The sequence below is a fragment of the Paraburkholderia sp. SEWSISQ10-3 4 genome (assembly GCF_030464785.1).
Taxonomy (GTDB): Bacteria; Pseudomonadota; Gammaproteobacteria; order Burkholderiales; family Burkholderiaceae; genus Paraburkholderia; species Paraburkholderia aspalathi.
Genome location: NZ_JALPRI010000014.1, coordinates 70036 through 93126, shown reverse-complemented (window position 1 = coordinate 93126; position 23091 = coordinate 70036). Strand labels below are relative to the sequence as shown.

The window sequence follows — 23091 nt, the reverse complement described above, 5'->3', positions numbered from 1 at the left end:
GCGGGCTGAATGGGCTGTGCCGGTCCCGCGGGCTGGGACGGGCGCGCGCTCAAAGCGGAATGATTCATCGCTTACCCCGCGATCGCAACGGCATCGGCGGCGAGCCACGACAGGCCGAGCGTTTGCCCGACTTCGTACTGGCTGCCGAAACGGTTGGTGGGGAAGGCGGCCACGAGCGGCGCGGCATTGGCGGTATGCGGCTCGAGATAGAGCTTGGTCATGCTGCCGGTCACCATGATGTCGGTGAGTTTCGCGGACAGGCTGCCGCCGTTGCGGGAGTCTGAGTCCGCGCTCGCACTGTCGTGCACGCGCAGATTTTGCGGACGCAGCATCAGCTTGACCGGCTTGCCGTTGGCGATCACCGGGTCGTAGGCCATCGCTTCGCCTTTCGCGACGCCTTGCACGCTGATCTGCACCTGATCGCCGGCACGTCCCGTGACGACCGCGTCGAGCAGATTCGACTCGCCGAGAAAGTCCGCGACGAACACGCTGTTGGGCCGGAAATACAGATCGGCCGGCGTGCCGAGTTGAGCGATCGAACCCGCGTTCATCAGGCAGATGCGGTCCGACATCGTCATCGCTTCTTCCTGATCGTGCGTCACGTAGACGATCGTCGTGCCGAGTTCGCGATGGATGCGCTTGATCTCGAGCTGCATGTGATCGCGCAGTTTCTTGTCGAGCGCGCCGAGCGGTTCGTCCATCAGAATGATCGAGGGCCGGTAGACCATGCAGCGCGCGAGCGCGATCCGCTGCTGCTGGCCGCCGGATAGCTCGCGTGGATAGCGTTGTGCCACGTGCGGCAGATGCACCATCTCCAGCGCTTGCATCACCTTGTCTTGCGTGGCCTTTGCGTCCGTCTTGCGCATCTGCAGTGGAAACGCGATGTTCTGCGCGACTGTCATGTGCGGAAACAGCGCGTAGTTCTGAAACACCATACCGATGTCGCGTTCGTACGGCGCGCCGTACGTCACGTCCACGCCGTTGATGCGAATCTGTCCTTCATCCGGCAGGGCGAGGCCGGCGATCAGGCTGAGCAGGGTGGTCTTGCCAGAGCCGCTCGGTCCGAGCAAGGTCAGGAACTCGCCCTCGGCGACGTCGAGACTGGTCGGCGCGAGCGCGACGAAATCGCCGTAGCGTTTGCTGAGTCCCGCGATCTGAAGATTCGAAGCAGACATGGAATCGGCCTCCGTGAAAGGTGACAGGGAGTGGCGGCGCGCTTACGTCAGGATCCAGCGATTGAAGCGCTCGAGCGCGACGCTCTGGTTTTCTTGCCAGTACTTCGCATCGATATGCAGGCCGTTGGCCATGTTCTGCGGATAGGTTGGGCAGTTTTTCGCGATCTCCGGCTTGATGAAGTTGAATGCTTCGGGTTGCGTTAGACCCGCCGGGAAATAGTCGACCAGCGCGGCCTGGCGTTTCGGATCGGCGGCGAATTTGATGAATTCGCGGCAGGCATCGGCGTTCGGCGAGCCCTTCAGGATCGACCAGTTGTCGACGCCCCAGATGTTCTGGTTCCAGACGATGCCGACCGGCGCGCCGCTGGCAATCGCCGCTTGCGCGCGCGAGATCCACGTGCTGATCATGTCCACTTCGCCCGAACCGAGCATCTGTTCGACCTGTGCGCCGGTGGTCCACCAGACGTCGACATGTTTCGCAATCTTGGAGAGGCTCGCGAAGCCGCGGTCCATGTTGCAGGGATAGACCTGGCCGGTCGCTACGCCGTCGGCCATCAAGGCTTGTTCCATTGTGTCGAACGGATACTTGCGCAGACCGCGGCGGCCCGGGAAGTCCTTCACGTTCCACATGTCGGCCCATGAGCTCGGTGCCTTGCGGCCCTTGAACGCGTCCGTGCGATACGCAAGAACGGTGGTGTAAATGTTGGTGCCCACGCCATACGGCGACATGTATTGCTTCGGGATCTTCGCGATCACCGGATCGGATTCCAGCCCGTGTTTTTCGAGGTATTCCTTGCCGCCGCCGGTCAGCAGAAGAATGGCCGGCTGGCTGATCTTCGCCATGTCCCAGGTATAGCTGCCGGTGTCGACCATGCTCTTGATCAGCGCAGTCGGTTCGGCGTTCGCCTGCACGCCGACCACTTCGATGCCGGTCTTCTCCGTGAACGGCCGGTAGAACACCGCGCCGTAGGCCTTCGTATAGATGCCACCGTCGTCACGAATCACGATCCGTTTGCTGGCCGCGCGCGACGGCGTCCAGACGAACGGGAACGCGACCGCTGCCGTGCCTGCCAGCGCCGCCTTGATGGCCGTGCGGCGGCCGGGTTGTTGAATCTGATCGCGTGTGGGCTGCTTTTTCATGACGACTCCAGGGAAGTGGCAAGCGTGGAAAGCGAAAGACCGGTGTGGCGAAAACTCAAGCCGCGTGAGCGGCGCGATGGGGCACGGAGCGGTGCCTCAGGGCAGCAGGCGGCCGGGGTTGAACAACTGGTGCGGATCGAGCGCCTGCTTCACCGCGCGCATCAACGTAAGTTCGATAGCGGATTTGTAGTGCGCCATCTCGCTGAGTCCGGTCTGGCCGACGCCGTGTTCGGCGCTGAACGTGCCGTGCAATTCGTGCGCGACTTCGTTGACGCAGTGGCGCATCGCGGTGGCCATCGCAACGGGGTCAGGGAATTCGCGCCATGCGTCGAAGGTGAAGAACGGGATGAAGTGCGCGTTGCCGTCGCCGAGATGGGCAACGATCAGAATGTCGAGGCCGGGGATGATTGCGTGGACCGCGCGTGTGGACTGCTCGATGAACGCCGGCACCGCCGATACCGGCACTGCGCAATCGGTCGTCAAGCCCACGCCGGCTTTCTTGTTCGCTTCGGACACGCTGTGGCGAATTTCCCAGAGGGCGGCGCGCTGCGTGTCGTTGCTGGCGAATACCGCATCGACGATGAGGCCGGCATCGGCTGCCTGTTCGAGCGTGTGTTGCAGCAGTTCCGCCATCTCCTCGCCACCGCGTGTGTCCGCGAGCTCGACCAGCACGTGCCAATCATGCAGTTCGCCAAGCGGATTGCGGCGCTCGGGTACATGTTCGATCACGAGTTCGAGCTGGCGGCGGTTGATCATCTCGAAGGCGTTGAGCCGCGACCCGCAGGCGGCCTGGAACATGCCGAGAATACGCAGCGCGGCCGCCGGGTCGACGGGTGCGAACCACGCGAGCGCGTGATGCGTCGGCAACGGATGCAGCTTCAACGTGGCCGCCGTGATGATGCCGAGCGTGCCTTCCGTGCCGATGAAGAGATGCTTCAGATCGAGACCGGTGTTGTCTTTGCGCAGCGCACGCAGGCCGTTCCAGATCGTGCCGTCGGCGAGCACCACTTCGAGGCCGAGCACGTTGTCGCGCGCGTTGCCGTAGCGCAGAACGCCGGTGCCGCCCGCATTCGTCGACAGATTGCCGCCGATCTGGCATGAGCCTTCGGCGCCGAGACTTACCGGAAAGAGCCGTTGTTCGGCCGCGGCGGCGTCCTGCACGGTCTTCAGCACGCAGCCGGCTTCGACTTCCATTGAACCGTTGGCCGCGTCGATCGAGCGAATCCGTCGCATTCGCGAGAGATTGACGATGACTGGCCGAACGCCTTCGCTCGCGGGCACGGCGCCGCCGCACAGGCTGGTGTTGCCGCCTTGCGGCAGGACCGGCACGCCGTGCGCAGCGCACAGACGAACCACCGCGGATACCTGCGCTGCCGTCGACGGCAGCGCAACACAGAGCGCCGGCGCCTTGAAGCGGCCGCGCCAATCCTCGGTGAAACCATCGAGGTCGGCTTCGGCGCTCAGGACCGCGTCCGCTCCGAGTTCGGTTTGCAGGCTGGCTAACAAGGGCGCGACAGGGTTCATTTCTGGTTCCTTGATCGGGCGGCTTCGATGCGGTCGGCTGCGACCCAGGTGGGACGGGACCTGCGTTGCCTGAGAAAAAGCATATGAGTAAAAAAATCGCATTGAAATGCAACTAATCGCTATGCGATTAAAGTGCTCGTTTTTCCTGGCGTGGCTCGGGAGGGTGCTGTCGGCTACGAAAGAGGGCGCTGACGGCCACGAAACAAATAAGCAAAGCGAAATTTGTTGGTTTGGGTAAGCCTGCGGCGCCGCGATACTTGATCGTCCGATGGCTGCGCCATTCGATTTCGACGCATCCGTCTGCTGTTCAACTCCCAGGCCGAACCCGACACCATGACGCAATCCAATCACCCCGATCAGCCCGCGCTCGACACACTGCGGCTGATCGGTCCAGCACCCGAGAACTGGGTCCCGCCGCGCGAGGGCATCGACCATAACGTGGTGGTTGTCGGCGGTGGACAGACCGGCGCGGCGTTCGCTTTCGCCCTGCGGCGCGCCGGCATCGGTCAGGTTAGCGTGATCGATGCCGCAGCAGATGAGGGTCAAGCGGGCGTCTGGTTGAATCGCGCCCGCATGAATAAGCTGCGCACCCCTAAATCATTGGTGGGCCCTGAGGTGGGTCTGCCGGGACTGAGCTTTCAGGCATGGTATGAAGCGCGCTTCGGCGCCGATTCGTATGCGGAGATCGACCGGATTCCTCGCACGCGCTGGGCAGAATATCTCGCGTGGTACCGGCATTTCCTCGAGATTCCGATTCGCTACGGCACGCGGCTTACGCGAATCGAACCTGCGGGTGAGCATTTCCGTTTGCATCTGGAAGTACGCGATGGCGCCACGGTGCGCAACATCGTGGAGACGGCACGCAAGATCGTCCTCGGCAATGGTGTTGCGGGTAACGGCGGCCCGAACATTCCTGCAGTGCTGAAAAACATTCCGCCGACACTCCGTGCCCACACCTCCGAGGCGATCGACTTTGCTGCGCTGCGCGGCAAATCCGTGGCGGTGATCGGCGGCGCGGCATCCGCATTCGATGCGGCAGGCACGGCGCTCGAAGCCGGTGCAGGGCAGGTGCATCTGTTCGTGCGCCGTGAGCGGATTGCCTCGGTGCCTGTGACACGCACACGCGCTTATCCCGGCGCGTACGACAACTATTTCCATCTGCCTGATGCGATTCGCTGGTCGCAGGCGCGGCGCTTCCGCGTTGCCGGTTCGACGCCGCCAGTCGACGCCCTGGAGCGCGTCACACGTTTTTCGAACTTCCATCTGCATCTCGGTGCGCCGTGGACGCATGCAAGCGTCAGAGACGAGCGCGTGGAGACCGACGTGGCGGGTGAGTCGTTCGCATTCGATTTCGTCATTGCCGGCACGGGCTATGTGATCGATCCGGCGCTGCGGCCGGAGTTGGCGCACATCGCCGGGCGTATCCGCCTGTGGCGCGATCAATACGTGCCCGCTGCAAGCGATACCGACGACGCGCTGGGCGCGCATCCGTATCTCGGCGCCGCGCTCGAATACCTCGAGAAGGTCGAGGGCGAAGCACCTTATCTGAAGCACATCCACGTCTACAACCCGGCAGCCTTCGTCAGTTTTGGCTTGCCGGTCGGCGACGTGCCGAGCATGAAGCGCGATATTCCCGCCGTGGTGCAGCGAATCAGCCGCGATCTGTTTCTCGCCGATCTGGATGCGCATGAAGCACGGATTCACGGCGACATTGCCGCGGATTTCGACGATTCAGTCTACGCACAGAGCGTCTGGCAGCGCGACAGGGTTGACGTCGCGTGAAGCGGACGCTAGCAAGCGAGCGGTCACGATGGTTCAACAAGGCGAGAGGCAGGAGCCGCTATGTCTACGCAGTTCGAATCGATTACAACAGGAACGCCGGCTATCGGCACGGACGTCGGTGACGCCAACCGCGCCTTAACACGGCGTGGGTTTTCACGCGGTGTTCTGATTGCTGGCCTCGCTGCCATCGCGTGGTTCGGCAGCGCCGCGCTGACCGAGTGGTGGCCGAGTGCCGACGACTGGCCGTACACGAAAGAATTTATCGCGTTGAAGCTGGTGCTCGTGGCATTTGCTGTTGCGACGGCCGTCGCGGGATGGCGCAATCCGTCCACTCAGGCGACGACGCCCACACGCACCAGCGCATGGCTTGGGGCGATGCCATGGTTGCTCGCACTGGCGCTCAGCGTGAGCGCATGGGAAGTCGTCACGGCACAACTCGAATGGCTGCCGCGGCCTTTTTTTGCCCCACCGCAAGCGCTGATCGGTGTCTATGCCGAAGACTACCCGCGTCTAGGTTTGAGCGTTGTGCATTCGTTTGGACTACTCGCCTATGGCTACGTATTAGGCGCGGCTGCGGGTTTTGTTACCGGAGTGAGTATCGGCTGGTCGCAGGTCGTGAGCTACTGGATCCATCCGGTCTTGCGCCTGATCGGGCCGCTACCGGCTACCGCATGGTTGCCGTTGGCGTTCTTCTTCTTTCCTTCGAGCTTCAGCGCGAGTGTGTTCCTGATCGCGCTGGCGACCGCCTTCCCGGTTGCGGTGCTGACATGGTCCGGTGTGGCCGGCGTCAATTCGGCCTATTACGACATCGCGCGCACGCTCGGCGCGCGGCCCGCTTTTCTGATCCTGCGCGTGGCGATTCCGGCGGCGCTGCCGTCGGTGTTCGTCGGCCTGTTCATGGGTCTTGGCGCATCGTTTTCGGTGCTGATCGTCGCGGAGATGATGGGCGTGAAAGCGGGGCTTGGCTGGTATCTGCAATGGGCCCAGGGCTGGGCGGCGTATTCGAACATGTATGCCGCGCTGCTCGTGATGGCGCTGATGTGCTCCGGTCTGATCACCTTGCTGTTTCGTGTGCGTGATCGCCTGCTGGCCTGGCAAAAGGGATTGCTCAAATGGTAGCCGTACCCGAAGTGTTGAATCAGTCGGCCGCTGCCCGGTCGATCCGTGACGGCGCACGTATCGACGTGCGTCACGTCAGTCATCAATTCGCGCTGCGTGGCGCCGTGTTGCCGGTGCTTCAGGATGTCAGCTTCACGGTCGAGCCGGGCGAGTTCGTCGCGTTGCTCGGCCCGAGTGGTTGCGGCAAGTCCACCTTGCTGCGGCTGGTCGCTGGACTCGATACGCCGACGCAGGGCAGCGTGCAGGCCGATGGTGCTGCAATCGCCGGTCCCGATCCGTCGCGTGTGGTGGTGTTTCAGGACCCGACCTTGTACCCGTGGCGTACGGTGCGCGGCAATGTCGGGGTCGGTCCGCAGGCGCAGCGCAAACGCTTCGCGCGACGCAACGGCCCGCAAGAGAAGCAGGCGCAGCAGCGGATCGACGCCGCCCTGGAGTTAGTCGGCCTCAGTGAATTCGCCGAAGCGTTTCCGCATCAATTGTCGGGTGGCATGGCGCAGCGCGTGGCGCTGGCCCGCGCGCTCGTCAACGATCCGGCGCTGCTGGTGCTGGACGAGCCGTTCGGCAAGCTCGACTCCCTCACACGTATCCGCATGCAGGGTGAACTGGCGCGGCTTTGGCTGGACGCGCGCTTTTCCGCGCTGCTGGTGACACACGACGTGGAAGAAGCGCTGTTGCTCGCCGACCGCGTGATCGTTTTCAGCGAGCGGCCGGCGCGCGTGGTCGCCGAAGTGCGTAACGACGCGCCGTATCCGCGCCATCGCGACGATCCGAAGCTGGTGGCGCTGCGCCGCGAGGTGCTCGCCCAGCTCGGGCTCGACACTTGAACGAATAAAACAATCGATAACGACCAGAGGAACAGTCAACCATGAATCCCTACGATGAATCGCCGCTGAGTCCGGCCCGCCGCGCGTGGTTGCGCAAGACGGCCTGGACCGCGGGCGCGGCGGCGCTCGGTGGTGCGTCGCTGATGCCGGGGACGCTTGCGTTCGCTCAAACGCCGCAGGCTCCGCTCAAGCCCCTCAAGCTCTCCTGGAACGCGGGCGCAATCTGTACCGCACCTGTGGCCGTTGCGGTGAAGCAGGGCTTTTTCGAGCGGCACGGTTTGCAGGTGGAACTCGTGAATTTTTCAGGGTCGACCGATCAGTTGCTCGAAGCAATCGCGACGGGCAAGTCCGATGCGGGTGTCGGCATGGCGCTGCGTTGGATCAAGCCGCTGGAGCAGGGCTTCGATGTGAAACTCACTGCCGGGATTCACGGCGGGTGCATGCGTTTGCTGGCCACGCGCGCGTCGGGCATCGTCGATGTGGCTGGGTTGAAAGGCCGCACGATCGGCGTGAGCGATATGGCGAGCCCGACCAAGAATTTCTTCGCTATCGTGTTGAAGAAGATCGGCGTCGATCCGGAGCGCGATGTGAACTGGCGCCAGTATCCGGCGAACCTGTTGGGCGAGGCGCTGAAGAAGGGCGAAGTGCAGGCGATCGCGGATGGCGACCCGACGATCTGGTCGATCCGCGAATCCGACCACTTGTATGAGGTGTCGAACAATCTGTGCGGTGAATATCAGACGCGTTCGTGCTGTGTGCTCGGCGTGCGCGGTACGCTGGTGCGAAAGGATCGCGCCACCGCGCAGGCGTTGACGCAGGCGCTGCTCGAAGCGACCGAATGGACTGCGAATCATCCTGCGAACGCCGCCGCGATTTTCTCGGTCTATACGCCGTCCGCCGATGTGGGCCAACTGGCGGCGATGCTCAAGAGCCACACCGATCGCCACCATCCGGTTGGGGATGCGTTCAAGAAGGAGATCTCGCTTTATGCCGACGACCTGAAGGCGGTGGGCGTGCTCAATAGCGGCACCGATTCCAATCGTCTCGCGGATCGGGTGTTCTCGAACGTGCTGGCTTGACGGCGCGCCGTATCCGTCTGATATGCGGTTTGTGTCGAACGATAGTCGAATTTATCGTTTGGCCGTGGCGGAAGGCATCGTTACGCTAATCGGCTTGCCTATGATGCGCCGACGCCATGATGAATCCGCACAACTCCCCGCCATCGCGCGGCCGCCGTCGACTGCTGGGTCGTCTGGCGGCCGGCGGTCTCGTCGTTTCACACGCCGCGGCAGCTAGCGAACTGCTCCGGCCGCTTGAGGTCGCGTCGTCGAGCCAGGTGCCCGGTGCGCCTGTGCTCGAGCATCCGTACGGTGTGCCGTCGCCCCACGAGGCGAATGTCGTGCGGCGGAGTGCGCGCGCGTGGCCGCTGCCCGGTGCGGCTTCTTCAATGACGCCGCTTGCTGATCTGCACGGTACGCTCACGCCCAACGGTCTGGTCTACGAACGTCATCACGGCGGCGTGCCGTACATCGATCCCGATCAGCATCGGCTAGCCATTCATGGCCTCGTACGCACGCCCAAACTGTTCACGATGGACGACCTGCTGCGCCTGCCGTCCGAATCGCGGATTCATTTTCTCGAATGCTCCGGCAATACCGGCAACGAATGGAATGGCCCGAGCGGCATGCCGGTGCAACTCACGCATGGTTTGCTGTCGTGCTGCGAATGGACCGGTGTGCGTTTGTCGACTTTGCTGGAGGAGGTGGGCGGTGTGACGGCGTCCGGCAATACAAGCGGCGGCGGCTGGTTGCTGGCCGAAGGCGCGGATGCCGCTGCGATGACGCGCAGCTTGCCACTCGATCGGATACTCGACCGCGCGCTCGTGGTCTATGCGCAGAACGGCGAACGCTTGCGCCCTGAGAACGGCTATCCGTTGCGTCTGATCGTTCCCGGCTTCGAGGGCAATACGAACGTCAAGTGGCTGCGCAGGCTGAAGGTGGTCGATGCGCCGTTGCAAACGCGCGAGGAAACCTCGAAGTACACCAGCCTGCTCGCGAACGGCACCGCGCGTCAGTTTGCGTTCGAGATGGATGCGAAGTCGGTTATCACGCGACCCTCGCCAGGACATCGGCTCACCACGCACGGCTATTACCCGATCACGGGTCTGGCCTGGTCCGGACGCGGGACGATCCGCAAGGTGGAGGTGTCGACCGACGGCGGCGTGACGTGGCGTCCCGCGCGTCTGGACGGTGCGATCCTGGATCGTGCGCTCACGCGTTTTCAGGCGGACTGGCGCTGGGATGGCGGTGCGACTGCGATTCTTTCGCGCGCCACCGATTCGACCGGTTATGTGCAACCGACACGAGCCGAACTCGTCGCCGCGCGTGGCCTGAATTCGCAGTACCACTACAACGCGATCCAGCAATGGCGAGTGGATGCTAACGGCGAGGTGCGTAATGCGTGATGACCGCCGTTTGACCGGCGTGCGGGCGCGAACGGCACGGACCGCGCTGGCCGTGCTGCTTTCGCTCACGGCACTGGCATCGTGTTCATCGATCGCGCCTGGTGACCAGAGCGCCAGGTCGATCCATGATATCGGCACGCCGCTCACCGAGCAGGACCTCGCTGCCTGGAACATCGACGTGGCGCCGGATGGCCGCGGCCTGCCTGCGGGCAGCGGCGACGTCGCCACCGGCGCGCACATATTCGCCGCAAAATGCGCGGCGTGCCACGGCGCGCAGGGGCAGGGCGGTCTCGGCGATCAACTGGTGGGTGGGCAGGGCACACTGACCAGCGCGAAGCCGAAGCGCACCGTAGGGAGCTACTGGCCCTATGCCACGACGCTGTTCGACTATATCCGCCGCGCGATGCCCTACAACGCGCCTGAATCGCTTTCCGCCGACGAGGTGTACGCGCTCAGCGCATTTCTGCTCAACCAGAACGGCATCGTGCCGGCGAATACGCGGCTCGACGCGGCCTCGCTGCCGCGTGTGGCGATGCCTAATCGTGCCGGTTTTGTGGCTGATCCGCGTCCGGGGCAGCTATGAGGCGCTTGCGCTGATCGGACGGTCCGGGAGCGGGCCCGAAGCGCCGCTAACCGTTATTGCCGGCTCGCTCATGCAACCGCTCATGCAGTCGGCTTCAGGCAGCCGGCGCAGCAGGCGCATTCGGTGTGTATTTCCGCAGCCGCTGGGAAATCAGATGCGAAGGTTTTTCGATCATCCGGTAAAACGCGTAGCTGATGGCGAACGCCAACGCCACCTGCACGAACCAGGCGAATCGGGACGTCTCGTCGAACCGGGTCATTTCCAGCAGGGCGAGCGCCATCTTGTGGCAGAGATAGAGGCTATAGGACCACGCGCCAAAAGTAGCCAGTCTGGACCAGACGCTGCTTCTGGAAGGCGTGGCTGTCTCCGCCGCGATCCAGACCGCCGCCAGGAACTGAAATAGCGGAAGCGTGATATCCGGCGTAATCAACGGCACAACGGCCGGCTTGAGATTCGATTCGGACAGCAGAATCATAATGGCCGCCCCGGCCGCGACAATCACCACTCTCAGCGCAACCAGATGACTCGCGAGAAAACGGGTGCTGCGATCAAGGCCGCGCTTGATCATCAGGGTAAGCGGCGAATACGCGCCACGAACGTGGAACTGCTCCGCGTTGCGCTGAGTCTCCGCGATCAGGCAGCCGAAGATCCATCCAGCCGCATACAGTAAAGCCGTACCCGGAACGCCATACGTCTCAATGACGCAGCCGTGGCAAACCGGATGCCCTACCAGACGAACCACAGCCACCATCACACCCGCCGCAACGGCGCAGCCAACAATCATTTCGCCGATGTAGCGAAAGCGGGCGCGCAGGAGCGGATAAGCGGCGTAATACACCATCTCGCAATAGAGCGACCACAGCACGGACTCCAGATAGTTCTGCCCCGTCGGCAACGGTTGAACGAGGCACAGCAGGATGACTAGCGGTAATCCAATGCGGATGAATCTGGACGCGTAATAGTTGATTGGCTTAAGCGTCACATCCTTTTGATATGCGTTATGGATGCAATAGCCGGAAATGACAAAGAAGACGATGACGGCGGCAGGGCCCGCGAACAGCGCTGTCGAGCCGGACCATAGTGCGCCGCCGAGGAAGGCGAGTTGATGAGGCAGAAGTTCTTTAAACTCGGGTGGCTTGAAGTGATACATCAGCACCCAGACAGCCGCGAGGAATCGAATCGCATCAATCTTTAGCGACTTGTTCAGATTCGCAGACGCTGAGAGATTCAAGGTGATCGCCATTTATTGCCCCTTCTTCTATTCAGGCTGCGGCGATCTTACGTCTGTCGTGATCAACAAAAATCGAAAAAAATGGGGAAATAAATGTCCCACCAGGCCTCAGTAAAATGCAATGTTGGGCGGTTGTTTTTGTCAGCGTCAGGTGCGGGTTTACAGCAATACCTTGCGGCATTGGCATAGGTTTTAGCCCGAATGGATTGATGCGGGCACAATTCAAAGCTAGGCTCTGTCGAAACCGAACAATAATTCGAGGCACAAGGATCCAATGACTCCATCGGAAAACATTGACCAGCTGATCGCAGGCATCCCGGACTGGCGTGGCAAAACGTTCGCCAGCATCCGCAAAACCATCCTAGAAGCCGACCCGGAGATCATCGAGGAATGGAAGTGGATGGGAAGCCCGGTGTGGTCCCGCGACGGAATGATCGCGGTCGCCAATGCTCATAAAGGGAAGGTGAAGCTGACCTTTGCCCACGGGGCGAATCTCGCCGATCCCGACAAGCTTTTCAACGCGGGCCTCGACGGTAACGCGAGACGCACGATCGATTTTCTCGAGGGCGATAAGGTCAATGGGCCCGCTTTAAAGAAACTCGTGCGCGCCGCTATTGAGTACAACCAGACCAAATTGAAGAAAAATGCGCCGGCGAGTACTCGAGCGAAAGCACATAAAGCTAAAGAGGCGTGAAGCAATAGCGTTATCTTGGGGAAGCGCTTGGGCCGATCAGGCTGATTGGAATATCTACGGTTCTCAGCGCGACAGCAACGAAACGGTCGCGATGCCGAGAATCGTCATGATGAGCGAAGCCGCTACGTGAATGACGATTTCGCCTGCCGCCCAGCCGAGCCGGCCGTCCTGCAAGCGCTGCACGACTTCCGCTGAGAACGTCGAGAACGTCGACAGGCCGCCCATCAAGCCTGTGATGACGAAGAGCCGCCATTCCGGCGCGATCTGCGGCACCCTTGCGAACCACGCAACCGCGACGCCGATAACGTAGCCGGCAATCACATTAGCGGCGAAGGTGCCGAGCGGCATGCCCGTGAACAGGCCGTTCAGACGGATACCGAGAAACCAGCGGAACAGCGAGCCGAGCGCGCCGCCGATGCCGACCGCGAGAATGGACAAATACATGAAGAAGTACTCTGGCGAAGCCGAAAGGTCGACAAACCGGGCTTGAGCGGAAGGCGTGATGCCGCGTCCGCAGTCGTCCGGGCGAAGCAGGCATCATCAGCCATCGAGGGCGGTTGAGGGAGAACGCCATCGGGAGAATGCCATCTCCAGCGCGCCAGTCTAGCATTGGCAGGGCATTGGGGACAGGTGAGCGCCGTCGCGGCGCGCGTGTCCGGTCTGCATCGCGTGGGGCGTGATCTAGAATCAATAGAGGGCCTGCGAGCGTCTGCCGTGGTCCACTGCAACGCCGCAACCGCGCGGGAGGCCGACATGACGAAGGGCTACCAGCTCACGTTCTATACGGAGAAGAACCGGCGCCACGGCCATCAATCGGTCGTGGAATGTCTGCTGTCGATCGCGAAGCTCGTCGGCATTCATGGCGCGACCGTCGTGGCGGCGGCCGAAGGCGTCGGCCACGCTGGCGCGCGGCATGCAGCGCGCTTCTTCGAACTGGCGGATCAACCGCAACTGGTGATCTTCGCGCTCACCGAAGGGGAGGCGGAAGCCTTGCTCGAAGCGGTGCGAGCGGGCTGCCTCCCGGTGTTCTACACGCGTTGCCCGATCGAATTCGGCCTGATCGGTGAACACGGGGACGCGAAACATCCGGCGCGCCGCTAAGCCTGGTTTGCGGTCAATGAGCGACTAACTAGCGGTTAAGCAGTCAGCCGACGCTTTCGCGCTCCGGCGTCGCCGAAATCTTGTGGATCGACAGGTCCGCGCCGTTGTATTCGTCTTCCTGGTCGAGCCGCAAGCCCACCGTCAGGCGAATCGCCCCATACACGAGCGTGCTGCCGAGCGTCGCCACCACGATGCCGCCCAACGTGCCGATCAGTTGCGCGCCGAACGATACGCCGCCCAGTCCCCCGAGCGCATGCAAGCCGAAGATGCCGGCGGCGAGGCCGCCCCACGCGCCGCACAGACCGTGCAATGGCCACACGCCGAGCACGTCGTCGATACGCCAGCGGTTTTGGACGCAGGTGAACATGTACACGAACAGCACGCCCGCAATGCCGCCCGTCACCAGCGCGCCGAGCGGATGCATCACGTCGGAGCCGGCGCACACCGCGACCAGCCCGGCGAGCGGGCCGTTGTACGTGAAGCCGGGGTCGTTGCGGCCCGCGAGCCACGCGCTCAGCGTGCCGCCGACCATCGCCATCAGCGAATTGACTGCCACGAGGCCGCTGATCTTGTCGACGGTCTGCGCGCTCATCACGTTAAAGCCGAACCAGCCGACCGCGAGCACCCATGCGCCCAGCGCGAGGAACGGAATATTCGACGGCGGATGCGCGGCGATGCCGCCATCGCGGTGATAGCGGCCATGACGCGCGCCGAGCAGCAGCACGGCCGGCAACGCGACCCAGCCGCCAAACGCATGCACCACTACCGAACCGGCGAAGTCGTGAAACGGCACGCCGAACACCTGGGTGAGCCAACCCTGAATACCGAAGCGGCCGTTCCACGCGATCCCTTCGAAGAACGGATAGACGAAGCCGACCAGCACGAAGGTGGCGAACAGTTGCGGATTGAATTTCGAGCGCTCAGCGATACCGCCCGACACGATCGCGGGAATCGCCGCCGCGAAGGTCAGCAGGAAGAAGAAGCGCACCAACGCATAGCCGTTGTGCGCGGCCAGCGACTCGGCGCTGCCGAAGAACTGCACGCCGTAGGCGATCGTGTAGCCGATGAAGAAATACGCGATCGTCGAGACCGAGAAGTCCACCAGAATTTTGACGAGCGCATTGACCTGATTCTTTTTGCGGACCGTGCCGAGTTCGAGAAACGCGAACCCCGCATGCATGGCCAGCACCATCGCGGCACCCAGCAAAAGGAAGAGGGTATCGGTGCCGGTTTTCAGACTTTCCATCGATGTGTCCCGCTTATGACAAAAAAGCGGGCATGGAATGCAAGAAGTGGGCCAAATTTGTGCCGAAAACGTCGATAAGGTGCAAAACCGCACCGGAGTGGGGTTCATGGCTTACATGCCCGGGCTGGTGATGCACTATCTTTTGCACCTCGGACAACGACAAAGGCACCATATATGTGCGTTATGGCTTCGTATCGGTCGTCGCGATCCAAACCAGGGCACGACATTCGATTTGATTTACGTTTAATTCAAAAGTCTGACGTTTTATGCGGATTCATTGCACCCGGGTTTGTATTTGGCGGCAGAAGCCTGGTTAGTGGCGCATCCTCTTTGTCTTCCTGCGTAAACGCCGACATAATGTGCCGTCCCGCGCACGATCTGCCGGCCATCGACTTCCAATGCGCACGCATGAGACTGACCACTAAAGGCCTGTTGCTGATCGCAATTCCGGCCGTCTTCGAACTGGCGTTGCTGTCCGGCCTGGTTATGGCGCAGGCCGACGCGACGCAAGCCGAACGGTGGGCCATCCATAGCGAAGACGTGCTGCGCCAGACCACCGCGATTCTCGATCCGGTGCTGGGTGAGTCCGTGGCGCTGCGCGGCGCGGTGCTCGCCAACGACACGCACTTTACGACGCCGGTCGCCTTGTGGGTGGACGTCGACCGTCGTATCGATCAACTGGCCGAGCTGGTTGCCGACAACCCGGCGCAAGTCGAGCGCGTGGTGCAGGTGCGCCAGGCGGTGCAGGGGTATCGGCAATGGTCCGACCGCGTTCAGGACATGCTGCATTCGGGGCGGCGGCGTGACCTGCTCGATCGCTTCCGCGACCTGGCCTCGGCCGACGTGCTCGATCGTTTCCGTCAACAGGTGGTGGCTTTCCAGGCCGAAGAGCGGCGCCTCGACACCTTGCGCTCGAATGCCGCCGCTGCCGCGCGTGAACGGCAACAGACGCTGGTCGTCGCGGCCGTGTTCGGCTCCTTGCTATTCGTCGCGCTGGCCGTGTGGCTGTTCACGCGCGGCGTGCGCGGCCGGCTTGCGGTGCTGTCCGATAACGCCGGGCGCCTCGCGGGCAACGAGCCGCTGGCGCCGATCAACCCGGGGCGCGATGAAATCGCCCGGCTCGATCTGACCTTGCATGAAACCAGCCGGCGCCTGCTCGAAGCCGAGCGCATCCAGGCGCGTTTCCAGTCCGATCTGGCGCGGCGCACGAGCGAACTGGCGCGCATCAACGAGACCTTGCGGCAACAGACTCAGGAAAACGAAATGTTCATCTACAGCGTGTCGCACGACCTGCGTGCGCCGCTGGTGAATCTGCAGGGCTTCTCGAAAGAACTGATTCGCGCGTGTGACGACCTGCGCGTGGTGCTGCGCCAGTCGTCGCTCGCGACAGAGTCGCGGCAGCGCATCGAACGCGTGGTGGACGAGGATATCGGCGAGGCGCTGCATTTCCTGCAGACGGCCGTGCTGCGGGCATCTCATATCATCGACGCGCTATTGCGGCTGTCGCGGGTCGGCCGTGTGGAATACCGGCAGCAAAAGGTCGAAGTGCGCGACATCGTGCCGCGCGTGGTCGATGCGATGCAGGGGTCGATCCGGGCGCGCCGGGCGAACGTTATCGTCGAGGATTTGCCGGCGGTGTGGGGCGACCCGACCGCGCTCGAGCAGGTGTTCGCGAACCTGATCGGCAATGCGGTCAATTATCTGGACCCTGCGCGCGAAGGCCGGGTTGAAATCGGCACGACGCCGGCGCCGCCGGGCGTCCATTCGCTACGGATTTTCTACGTGCGGGACAACGGCCTGGGCATTCCGGCGGTCGCGCTGCCGCGGCTTTTCAACGCGTTTCAGCGGCTGCACGGCAATGTGGCGGCGGGTGAGGGCATCGGCCTCGCGCTCGTGCGGCGCGTGGTGGAACGGCACGGCGGGCGCGTGTGGGCGGAATCGAAAGAGGGCATTGGCACGACGTTTTATCTGTCGCTGCCCGAAGCCGAGGTGCGGACGGCACAACCGGTGGTCGAAACGCAGGCCACGCAGGCAGACGGTGTTCAGGCGATTCGTGGTGTGCGCGAAGCACGCGCGGGCCTCGGCGATCGTGATGGCCAGGGCCCGCGTGGCGGTGCGCCGGCGCATGCCGCCAATGCGGCATCCGGTATTAGTACGCGGTAAAGAGCCGGCGTGGCTTGAGGAGTTTGCTGCCGCGTATCGACCAGTAGCAGCCGCAAACGAGCAGGATCGCCACGCCCGTCAGCGCCTCGCGCGGCGCAGGGTGCAGGCCGGGCAGGCCGCCCAGGGCGAACAGGCCGTGCGCGACGATCAACAGCGCCGCCCAGAGCGAACACGCCGCTTGTACCAGCATGCGTGTGCCAGTCAGACGCCGCGCACGGTTCTCTCGCGACCAGTTGGCCGGTGTACGCGCGCAGAAAAAAGCAATCGCCATCAACGTGACGGCGAGCATGACGATCCAGTCAGTCAGTTCCATCGAAAGGGGCTCCAAAGTCAACCGGTGACTATAGGAAACCCTTGCGTTGCGAACTATCGGACGAGTCTCAAATGTGGGTGTGTTCTGGCGAGCGCGCAGTGCCGCGAGGGCAAGGCGCTCGCCTGAGGATCAGAGTTCGATCCGCGTGCCGAGCAGCACGAGGAACTGACGCAGCCACTCAGGGTGAGCGGGCCATGCGGGCGCGGTGACGAAATTGGCGTCGGTGATTGCCGCATCGACCGGAATGTCGGCGTACTCGCCGCCGGCCAGTTTCACTTCGGGTGCGCAGGCCGGGTAGGCGGAAATGCGCTTGCCGCGAATCACGTCGGCGGCAGCCAGCAGTTGCGCGGCGTGGCAGATCGCGGCGATCGGCTTGCCTGCTTCGGCGAACTGCCGCACGAGTTCGATCACCTTGTGGTTGAGCCGCAGGTATTCCGGCGCGCGGCCGCCTGCAATTGCCAGCGCATCGTATTGACGCGGATCGGCGTCCTCGAACGTTGCGTTGAGCGTGAATTGGTGGCCGGGTTTTTCGGTGTAGGTCTGGTCGCCTTCGAAATCATGAATCGCGGTCTTGATCTTGTCGCCCGCTTTCTTGTTCGGACAGACCGCGTCGACGACGTGGCCGACCGCCTGCAGTGCCTGGAACGGCACCATCGTTTCGTAATCCTCGGCGAAGTCGCCGGTCAGGAACAGAATCTTCTTTGCTGCCATCGCATGCCTCCTATTGATCAACGGAACACATCGAACGCTCAGGCAGTCTACTCCAACACGTTTGACAGAACCGCGACGAGGTGTGCAATGAAGTATTTCGAAGGGCGTGCACTATACGCTGGCGATACGGCGGCGCTGGTGCAATTGTTTCGAGCCGCAGCCGGGCAGCTTTGGGTCCGCGGGCTTCCAGGTGCTCGCCGAGGAGAGTGTGTCGCGCAACGGCGTATCATGAGCCCGTTTTCGCATGCGGAAGCCGCTCGACGCGGCTCACACTTAAATATGACTTTATCCATTCGTTCGCCGTTGTTGCGCCGCGTCGCGGTTGTCGCCCTCGTGTTCGGCGGCCTCACGGCTTGCCAGAAAAACGACGCGTCGGCACAGGTTGCCGGCAAGCTCAACGATGCGGCGCAAGCCGCCGGTCAGAAGCTCGATCAGGCGGCCAGCTACGTCGGCCAGCAGGTCGATGCGACCAAGGCCGCCGCGCAGCAGAACCTCTCATCGGCGTCCGCGCCGTCGATCACGATCGATCCGGCCTCGCTGGCGTCGAGCGCGCAAGCCAACCTGCAAGGCGCGGCCAGCGCGACCAATGCGCAACTCGGCAAGGCGGCGGCGCTAACCGGGCAGAGCCTCGAGACGGCGGGGCGCAAGCTGCAGGAATGGTCGGCGCAAAGTTCGGCGTCGGCGGCGGGCGTTTCGGCTTCTGCGTCGACATCGAGCGATTCCAGCGATGCGCAAAAGCAGATGGACAAGTGAGATCGCGGCCGGCGCATCCGGCCGCTCGTGCTCGGTCATCCGTTTGACAGCCGGATTAAATGTAATTACTATGGTTACACATCGTCGTTGCCGGGCAGGTTTGCTGTGAATACGAGTAGCCGGTTTGCATTTGCAGTGCACGTGCTCGCGCTGCTGTCGTTGCAGGAGGGCGTGCCGCTCTCGTCGGAGATGATCGCGGGAAGCGTGAATACGAATCCTGCGTTGATCCGGCGTTTGTTGAGCATGCTGGCCGATGCGGGTCTCACGACCTCGCAACTCGGCGCGGGCGGCGGCGCGCTGCTCGCCAGGGCGCCTGACGAGATCACCTTGCTGCAGGTGTATCGCGCGGTAGACGACGCGCAATTGTTCGCCATGCATCGCGAGGAGCCGAACCCGGCGTGCATGGTGGGGCGGCACATCCAGGTCGTGCTGCGCGGCATTATCGACGAAGCGCAGCAGGCCATGGAAGCGTCGCTCGGCGCACGCACGCTGGCCGATGCGACTGCCGATCTGATGCGCGCTGAACGGGCGCTTGAACGCAAACGGCGTTCGAATGGGTGATGCGGCGACGAGTGTGGTTAAGAAGGTAGCAATGAGGCGGTATCGAAGGGCGCGCGCGGTGTAGCTTGAACCTGCGCACCTGAGAACGGACGGGGGCTTACGCCCCTCTTTTTTCCACTTGATATGTAATCAACATAGTTACATATAAGCTAATCACAGGAGCATTGAAATGAGCAAACAGTTGAAGATCGCGTTGTTCGGCGCCACCGGCACGATTGGTTCGCGGATCGCCGCGGAAGCTGCTCGTCGCGGGCATCAGGTGACGGCGCTGGCGCGCAATCCGGCACGTGTGCCGACCGACGTGGCGAATCTGAAAGCGGCGCAGGCCGATCTGCTCGACGCCGCGAGCGTCGGCGCCGCAGTGCGTGGCCACGACGTGGTGGCGAGCGCGTATGCGCCGCCGCATGACGATCCCGCGGCGGTGTCCAAGGCGACCCATGCGCTCGTTGAAGGCCTGCGCGCAGCGGGCTTGAAGCGCCTCGTGGTGGTGGGCGGCGCGGGTTCGCTCGAAGTGGCGCCGGGCAAGCAACTGGTCGACGCGGACGGTTTTCCGGACGCCTACAAAGCCGTCGCACTGGCCCACCGCGATGCACTCAATTACTACCGCGGCATCACCGACCTCGACTGGACGTTTTTCGCGCCGGCCGCGCTGATTGCACCGGGCGAGCGCACTGGCACGTTCCGCACGGGCGCGAACACGCTTCTGGCCGACGCCGAAGGCAATAGCCGCATTTCCGCGGAAGACTATGCGATCGCCTTTGTCGACGAACTGGAGCAGGGCCGTTTCGTCCGTCAAATCGCGACGGTGGCTTATTGAGCCTTGACGGAGGGCGGGACCACGCGCGGCTCGTGTCGCGCGTCGCCCGTTGCGTGCGCCCTGGCGGCGGTTCGAGGGGATGAAGGCAGCCCGCCGTTCCTCGAACTTGCGCAAGCGTCCTAACAATCGGTTACGCATGTTCAGGCGCGGGTGGTGCAACTGCGGCTACACTGGCGTCTCCCGTTTTCTTACGGAACGCCATGCAGTCATGCCCATTGCGGCGTGAGTCCGGGGCCGCGCCGTCTAACGGCGGGCAACCGGCGACTCGCGCCGTCTTTCATTTACCTTCCAATCATATCGGGCGCGGCATTCGCGCTCATGTCGCGGCGTGGTTCGGCGCGTGGACGGCCGCGGTCTGCCTCGTACTGACCCTCGGCATCGGATGGATGCCCGCTACGGCCCAGGCCGCCGGCGCTGCCACGCCGGTCATTCCGGCCTTGCAAAGCCTGATCAATAGCGCGACGGCAACGCCGGCGTCTGCCGCCTCAGGCGCGTCTGCCGCGGAAGCGGCCTCGGCGCCGTCGCCCGCGAGCCAGGCGGAACTGGCGCGCTCGCTCGACAGCGTGATCTCGACGCTCGACAACGACAAGCAGCGCACCGCGCTCGTCGCCCAGCTCAAAAAGCTTCGTGACGTGTCGCAAAACGTTGCGCCAGCCGCGCCCGCGTCTGCGTCGGCCCAAACGAGTGCTGGCTTGCTCGGCGCGATCGCGTCGGGCATCGCGTCGTTCGAATCCAATGTGCATCAGGGCCGCACGCCGGTGCGCTATTGGGGCGGGCGCTTCAACGCGGCCGGCAACGAGCTCTACACGATCATTTCGGGCCAGGGGCAGGAGAGCTTCGGGCGCATCATCTTCTCGATGATTGCCATGCTGGCCGGCTGGGGCGCATGCGCCGGCGCGATAATCTACGTGCAGCACCGGCTGTACCGGCGCTTCGGTATCGTCATGGGGCTCAAACCGAATCCCACCACGCGCGAACTGCTGATCTTCGCGCTGCGCCGCGTCGGCCCGTGGATCATCGCCTTTCTCGCCGCGTTGCTGTTTGTGCGCGCGATGCCCGATGCGCTCGGCCGCACGCTCGGCCTGGTGGTCGCCTATGCGATCGTTGCGGGTGCGGTGTTCTCGGCGATCTGTCTGATCATGTTTTCGCTGTTCGGCTCAGGGCATCGGCGGGTTGCGGTGCACCTGCTGATCGAACACGCGCGGCGCGTGCTGTTCGTGGTGGGCATATGCGCTGCCCTCGGCGATGCGGCGGTCAATTACGACGTCGAGCATCAGCTCGGACCGAATCTCGCCGCGCTGATTTCGACGGCCGCCAACATGACGGCCGCTGTGCTTACCGGCTATTTCGCGCTGGCATTCCGCCGGCCGGTCGCGCATCTGATTCGCAACCGGCCTTACGAGCAGCGCCACGATCACCGGGCCGCGACCGACGCCTTCGATGTGCTCGCCTCGCTCTGGCACGTGCCGGTGCTGGTGCTCGCCGCCGCGTCGGTGGTGGCCACGCTCGGCGGCTCGGGCTCCAGCGAAAACGTGCTGCAGATTTCGGTGGTCACCGCACTGTTGCTGGTGTTCGCATTTTTCCTGTCAGCTATCGTGCTGCGTGTGACGCGCCCGCGAAGCCACCGCGCGCGGCGCCGCTCGCCTTATCTGTCGCGTTTGCTGCGCTTTTGCGGCACGCTGCTGACGCTGTTCATCTGGCTGTTCTTCTTCGAACTGGCGGCGCGTTTATGGGGCGTGTCGCTCGCGGAAGTCGTAGAGAAAAACGTTGCGGCGCGCGGGATTGCGCACGCGGTCACCGCGATCATCGCGACTGTGTTCATTTCATGGCTGCTGTGGATTCTGGTCGACACGGCGATCACCGAAGCCCTCAATCCGGGTGGTCCACGCAACAAGTCGCGCAATCCGAGCATGCGGGCGCGCACGATGCTGCCGCTGCTGCGCAACGTGCTGCTGGTGACGATCATGACGATTGCCGGCATCGTCACCGCGGCGAACCTGGGCATCAATGTGACGCCGCTGCTGGCCGGCGCCGGTGTGATCGGTCTCGCGATCGGCTTCGGCGCGCAGTCGCTCGTGACCGACCTGATCACGGGCCTGTTCATCATCATCGAAGATACGATTTCGGTCGGTGACTGGATCGACGTGGACGGCGGCCACGCGGGCACCGTCGAACATCTGTCGATCCGCACCGTCCGCCTGCGCGACGGGCAAGGGGCGATTCACGCCATTCCGTTCTCGCAGATCAAGATCGTCAAGAACCTGTCGCGCGACTTCGCCTATGCGGTGTTCGAAGTGCGCATGTCGTTCTCGACCGATGTCGATGAGATCACGCAGCTGATTCGCGAAGTCGGCGCGGATCTGATGGCCGACTTCCGCTACCGGCGCGAAATGCTCGGCCCGATCGAGGTGTGGGGGCTCGACCGCTTCGATCCGAACTGGATGGTCGTGAAAGGGCAGATCAAGACGCGGCCCTTGCAGCAATGGAGCGTGGCGCGCGCCTTCAATCTGCGGCTCAAACGCAAGATGGACGAAGCCGGCATCGAGATTCCGGTGCCGCAGATGCGGGTGTACACGTCGTCGAAGGATAGCGAGGGACAGCCTTTGCCGGACGATGAACTGCCTGAGGTCGGCCCGCATGGTCATGGGCAGGCGCATGCCGAGGCGGCGGCGGCCACGCGGACCGCGCACGCTGCGATGGCGGTGGCGCGCGATGTGTCGCACGAACCGCGTCCGGCGCCGCCGCCGACCGGGCAGACCGCGCCGATTCCGCCGCAGATTCCGACGGCCGGAGAAGCGGGCGGTAAAAGCTGATTGGGCTGGATGCGTGGCGAGGCTAGCGGACCTTGGCGCGGTCCGCTTCTGCTTTTCGCGCCCGCGGTTCGCGTCTT

21 protein-coding genes and 1 riboswitch are annotated in these 23091 nt (G+C 63.3%); of the genes, 13 read left to right on the top strand and 8 right to left on the bottom strand.

Features of this window, described 5'->3' with window-relative positions:
* Nucleotides 1-71: 71 nt before the first annotated feature.
* The 3 genes from M0D68_RS23775 to M0D68_RS23765 form a co-directional block, all read right to left on the bottom strand.
* On the bottom strand, nt 72-1175 hold the full coding sequence (locus M0D68_RS23775; protein WP_266225533.1) for an ABC transporter ATP-binding protein: 1104 nt from the start codon (nt 1173-1175) through the stop codon (nt 72-74).
* Between the two features lie 42 nt (nt 1176-1217).
* A complete protein-coding gene (locus M0D68_RS23770; protein WP_200569835.1) occupies nt 1218-2315 on the bottom strand; it encodes an ABC transporter substrate-binding protein in 1098 nt (365 codons plus the stop codon).
* Between the two features lie 96 nt (nt 2316-2411).
* Nucleotides 2412-3839, bottom strand: a complete 1428-nt coding sequence (locus M0D68_RS23765) for an FAD-binding oxidoreductase (RefSeq protein ID WP_266225531.1) — start codon at nt 3837-3839, stop codon at nt 2412-2414.
* Between the two features lie 333 nt (nt 3840-4172).
* On the opposite strand from M0D68_RS23765, the gene M0D68_RS23760 reads away from it, so the two are divergent.
* From M0D68_RS23760 to M0D68_RS23735, 6 genes are all read left to right on the top strand, one after another.
* Nucleotides 4173-5621, top strand: coding sequence for a SidA/IucD/PvdA family monooxygenase (locus M0D68_RS23760; protein ID WP_266225529.1), 1449 nt, complete (start codon nt 4173-4175; stop codon nt 5619-5621).
* 60 nt (nt 5622-5681) lie between these two features.
* Entirely contained in the window at nt 5682-6740 is a 1059-nt protein-coding gene (locus tag M0D68_RS23755; protein WP_266225527.1) for an ABC transporter permease, read from the top strand.
* Nucleotides 6734-7564, top strand: coding sequence for an ABC transporter ATP-binding protein (locus tag M0D68_RS23750; RefSeq protein ID WP_266225525.1), 831 nt, complete (start codon nt 6734-6736; stop codon nt 7562-7564). The genes M0D68_RS23755 and M0D68_RS23750 overlap by 7 nt, the downstream gene beginning before the upstream one ends.
* A gap of 41 nt (nt 7565-7605) precedes the next feature.
* Nucleotides 7606-8643, top strand: a complete 1038-nt coding sequence (locus M0D68_RS23745; protein WP_200618569.1) for an ABC transporter substrate-binding protein — start codon at nt 7606-7608, stop codon at nt 8641-8643.
* A gap of 116 nt (nt 8644-8759) precedes the next feature.
* Complete coding sequence (gene soxC / locus M0D68_RS23740) at nt 8760-10028, top strand: sulfite dehydrogenase (RefSeq protein ID WP_200618568.1); 1269 nt, start codon at nt 8760-8762, stop codon at nt 10026-10028.
* Nucleotides 10021-10611, top strand: coding sequence for a c-type cytochrome (locus M0D68_RS23735; protein ID WP_200654031.1), 591 nt, complete (start codon nt 10021-10023; stop codon nt 10609-10611). Before soxC ends, M0D68_RS23735 begins: the two co-directional genes overlap by 8 nt.
* Before the next feature lie 94 nt (nt 10612-10705).
* On the opposite strand, the gene M0D68_RS23730 is transcribed toward M0D68_RS23735, so the two are convergent.
* Nucleotides 10706-11854 carry an acyltransferase gene (locus M0D68_RS23730; RefSeq protein WP_266225522.1) on the bottom strand — a complete coding sequence of 383 codons (1149 nt, stop codon included), beginning with the start codon at nt 11852-11854 and terminating at the stop codon, nt 10706-10708.
* A 262-nt stretch (nt 11855-12116) separates the two neighbouring features.
* Here M0D68_RS23730 and M0D68_RS23725 point away from each other — a divergent pair, with 262 nt between their 5' ends.
* Nucleotides 12117-12536: a DUF1801 domain-containing protein gene (locus M0D68_RS23725; protein WP_266225520.1), complete on the top strand. Its 420-nt coding sequence runs from the start codon at nt 12117-12119 to the stop codon at nt 12534-12536.
* Nucleotides 12537-12599: 63 nt separating this feature from the next.
* Here the strand turns inward: M0D68_RS23725 and crcB are convergent, their stop codons facing one another.
* Nucleotides 12600-12980 carry a fluoride efflux transporter CrcB gene (gene crcB, locus M0D68_RS23720; RefSeq protein WP_093632425.1) on the bottom strand — a complete coding sequence of 127 codons (381 nt, stop codon included), beginning with the start codon at nt 12978-12980 and terminating at the stop codon, nt 12600-12602.
* Nucleotides 12981-13060: 80 nt separating this feature from the next.
* A riboswitch (Fluoride riboswitch) is annotated at nt 13061-13137 on the bottom strand.
* A gap of 152 nt (nt 13138-13289) precedes the next feature.
* Between crcB and M0D68_RS23715 the strand changes: the two genes are divergently transcribed.
* Nucleotides 13290-13637: a DUF190 domain-containing protein gene (locus M0D68_RS23715; protein ID WP_266225518.1), complete on the top strand. Its 348-nt coding sequence runs from the start codon at nt 13290-13292 to the stop codon at nt 13635-13637.
* Between the two features lie 43 nt (nt 13638-13680).
* Here the strand turns inward: M0D68_RS23715 and M0D68_RS23710 are convergent, their stop codons facing one another.
* Complete coding sequence (locus M0D68_RS23710; protein WP_093632427.1) at nt 13681-14883, bottom strand: ammonium transporter; 1203 nt, start codon at nt 14881-14883, stop codon at nt 13681-13683.
* A 408-nt stretch (nt 14884-15291) separates the two neighbouring features.
* Between M0D68_RS23710 and M0D68_RS23705 the strand changes: the two genes are divergently transcribed.
* Nucleotides 15292-17046: an ATP-binding protein gene (locus M0D68_RS23705; protein ID WP_266225516.1), complete on the top strand. Its 1755-nt coding sequence runs from the start codon at nt 15292-15294 to the stop codon at nt 17044-17046.
* Here M0D68_RS23705 and M0D68_RS23700 read toward each other — a convergent pair.
* Nucleotides 17033-17359, bottom strand: a complete 327-nt coding sequence (locus M0D68_RS23700; RefSeq protein WP_266225514.1) for a hypothetical protein — start codon at nt 17357-17359, stop codon at nt 17033-17035. The two genes, M0D68_RS23705 and M0D68_RS23700, sit on opposite strands and share 14 nt — an antisense overlap.
* A gap of 129 nt (nt 17360-17488) precedes the next feature.
* Nucleotides 17489-18070: a DJ-1/PfpI family protein gene (locus tag M0D68_RS23695; RefSeq protein WP_054034667.1), complete on the bottom strand. Its 582-nt coding sequence runs from the start codon at nt 18068-18070 to the stop codon at nt 17489-17491.
* 279 nt (nt 18071-18349) lie between these two features.
* On the opposite strand from M0D68_RS23695, the gene M0D68_RS23690 reads away from it, so the two are divergent.
* The 4 genes from M0D68_RS23690 to M0D68_RS23675 all read left to right on the top strand — a co-directional run bounded on the left by M0D68_RS23690 (nt 18350) and on the right by M0D68_RS23675 (nt 23014).
* The gene (locus M0D68_RS23690) at nt 18350-18823 is read left to right on the top strand and encodes a hypothetical protein (RefSeq protein ID WP_167378273.1); all 474 of its coding nucleotides are present in this window, start codon (nt 18350-18352) and stop codon (nt 18821-18823) included.
* Between the two features lie 105 nt (nt 18824-18928).
* Nucleotides 18929-19384: an Rrf2 family transcriptional regulator gene (locus M0D68_RS23685; protein ID WP_266225512.1), complete on the top strand. Its 456-nt coding sequence runs from the start codon at nt 18929-18931 to the stop codon at nt 19382-19384.
* A 169-nt stretch (nt 19385-19553) separates the two neighbouring features.
* On the top strand, nt 19554-20201 hold the full coding sequence (locus tag M0D68_RS23680; protein ID WP_093632428.1) for an NAD(P)-dependent oxidoreductase: 648 nt from the start codon (nt 19554-19556) through the stop codon (nt 20199-20201).
* 200 nt (nt 20202-20401) lie between these two features.
* Nucleotides 20402-23014 (top strand): mechanosensitive ion channel family protein, encoded by a 2613-nt coding sequence (locus M0D68_RS23675; RefSeq protein ID WP_266225510.1) that lies wholly within the window; start codon nt 20402-20404, stop codon nt 23012-23014.
* Nucleotides 23015-23091 lie beyond the last annotated feature (77 nt).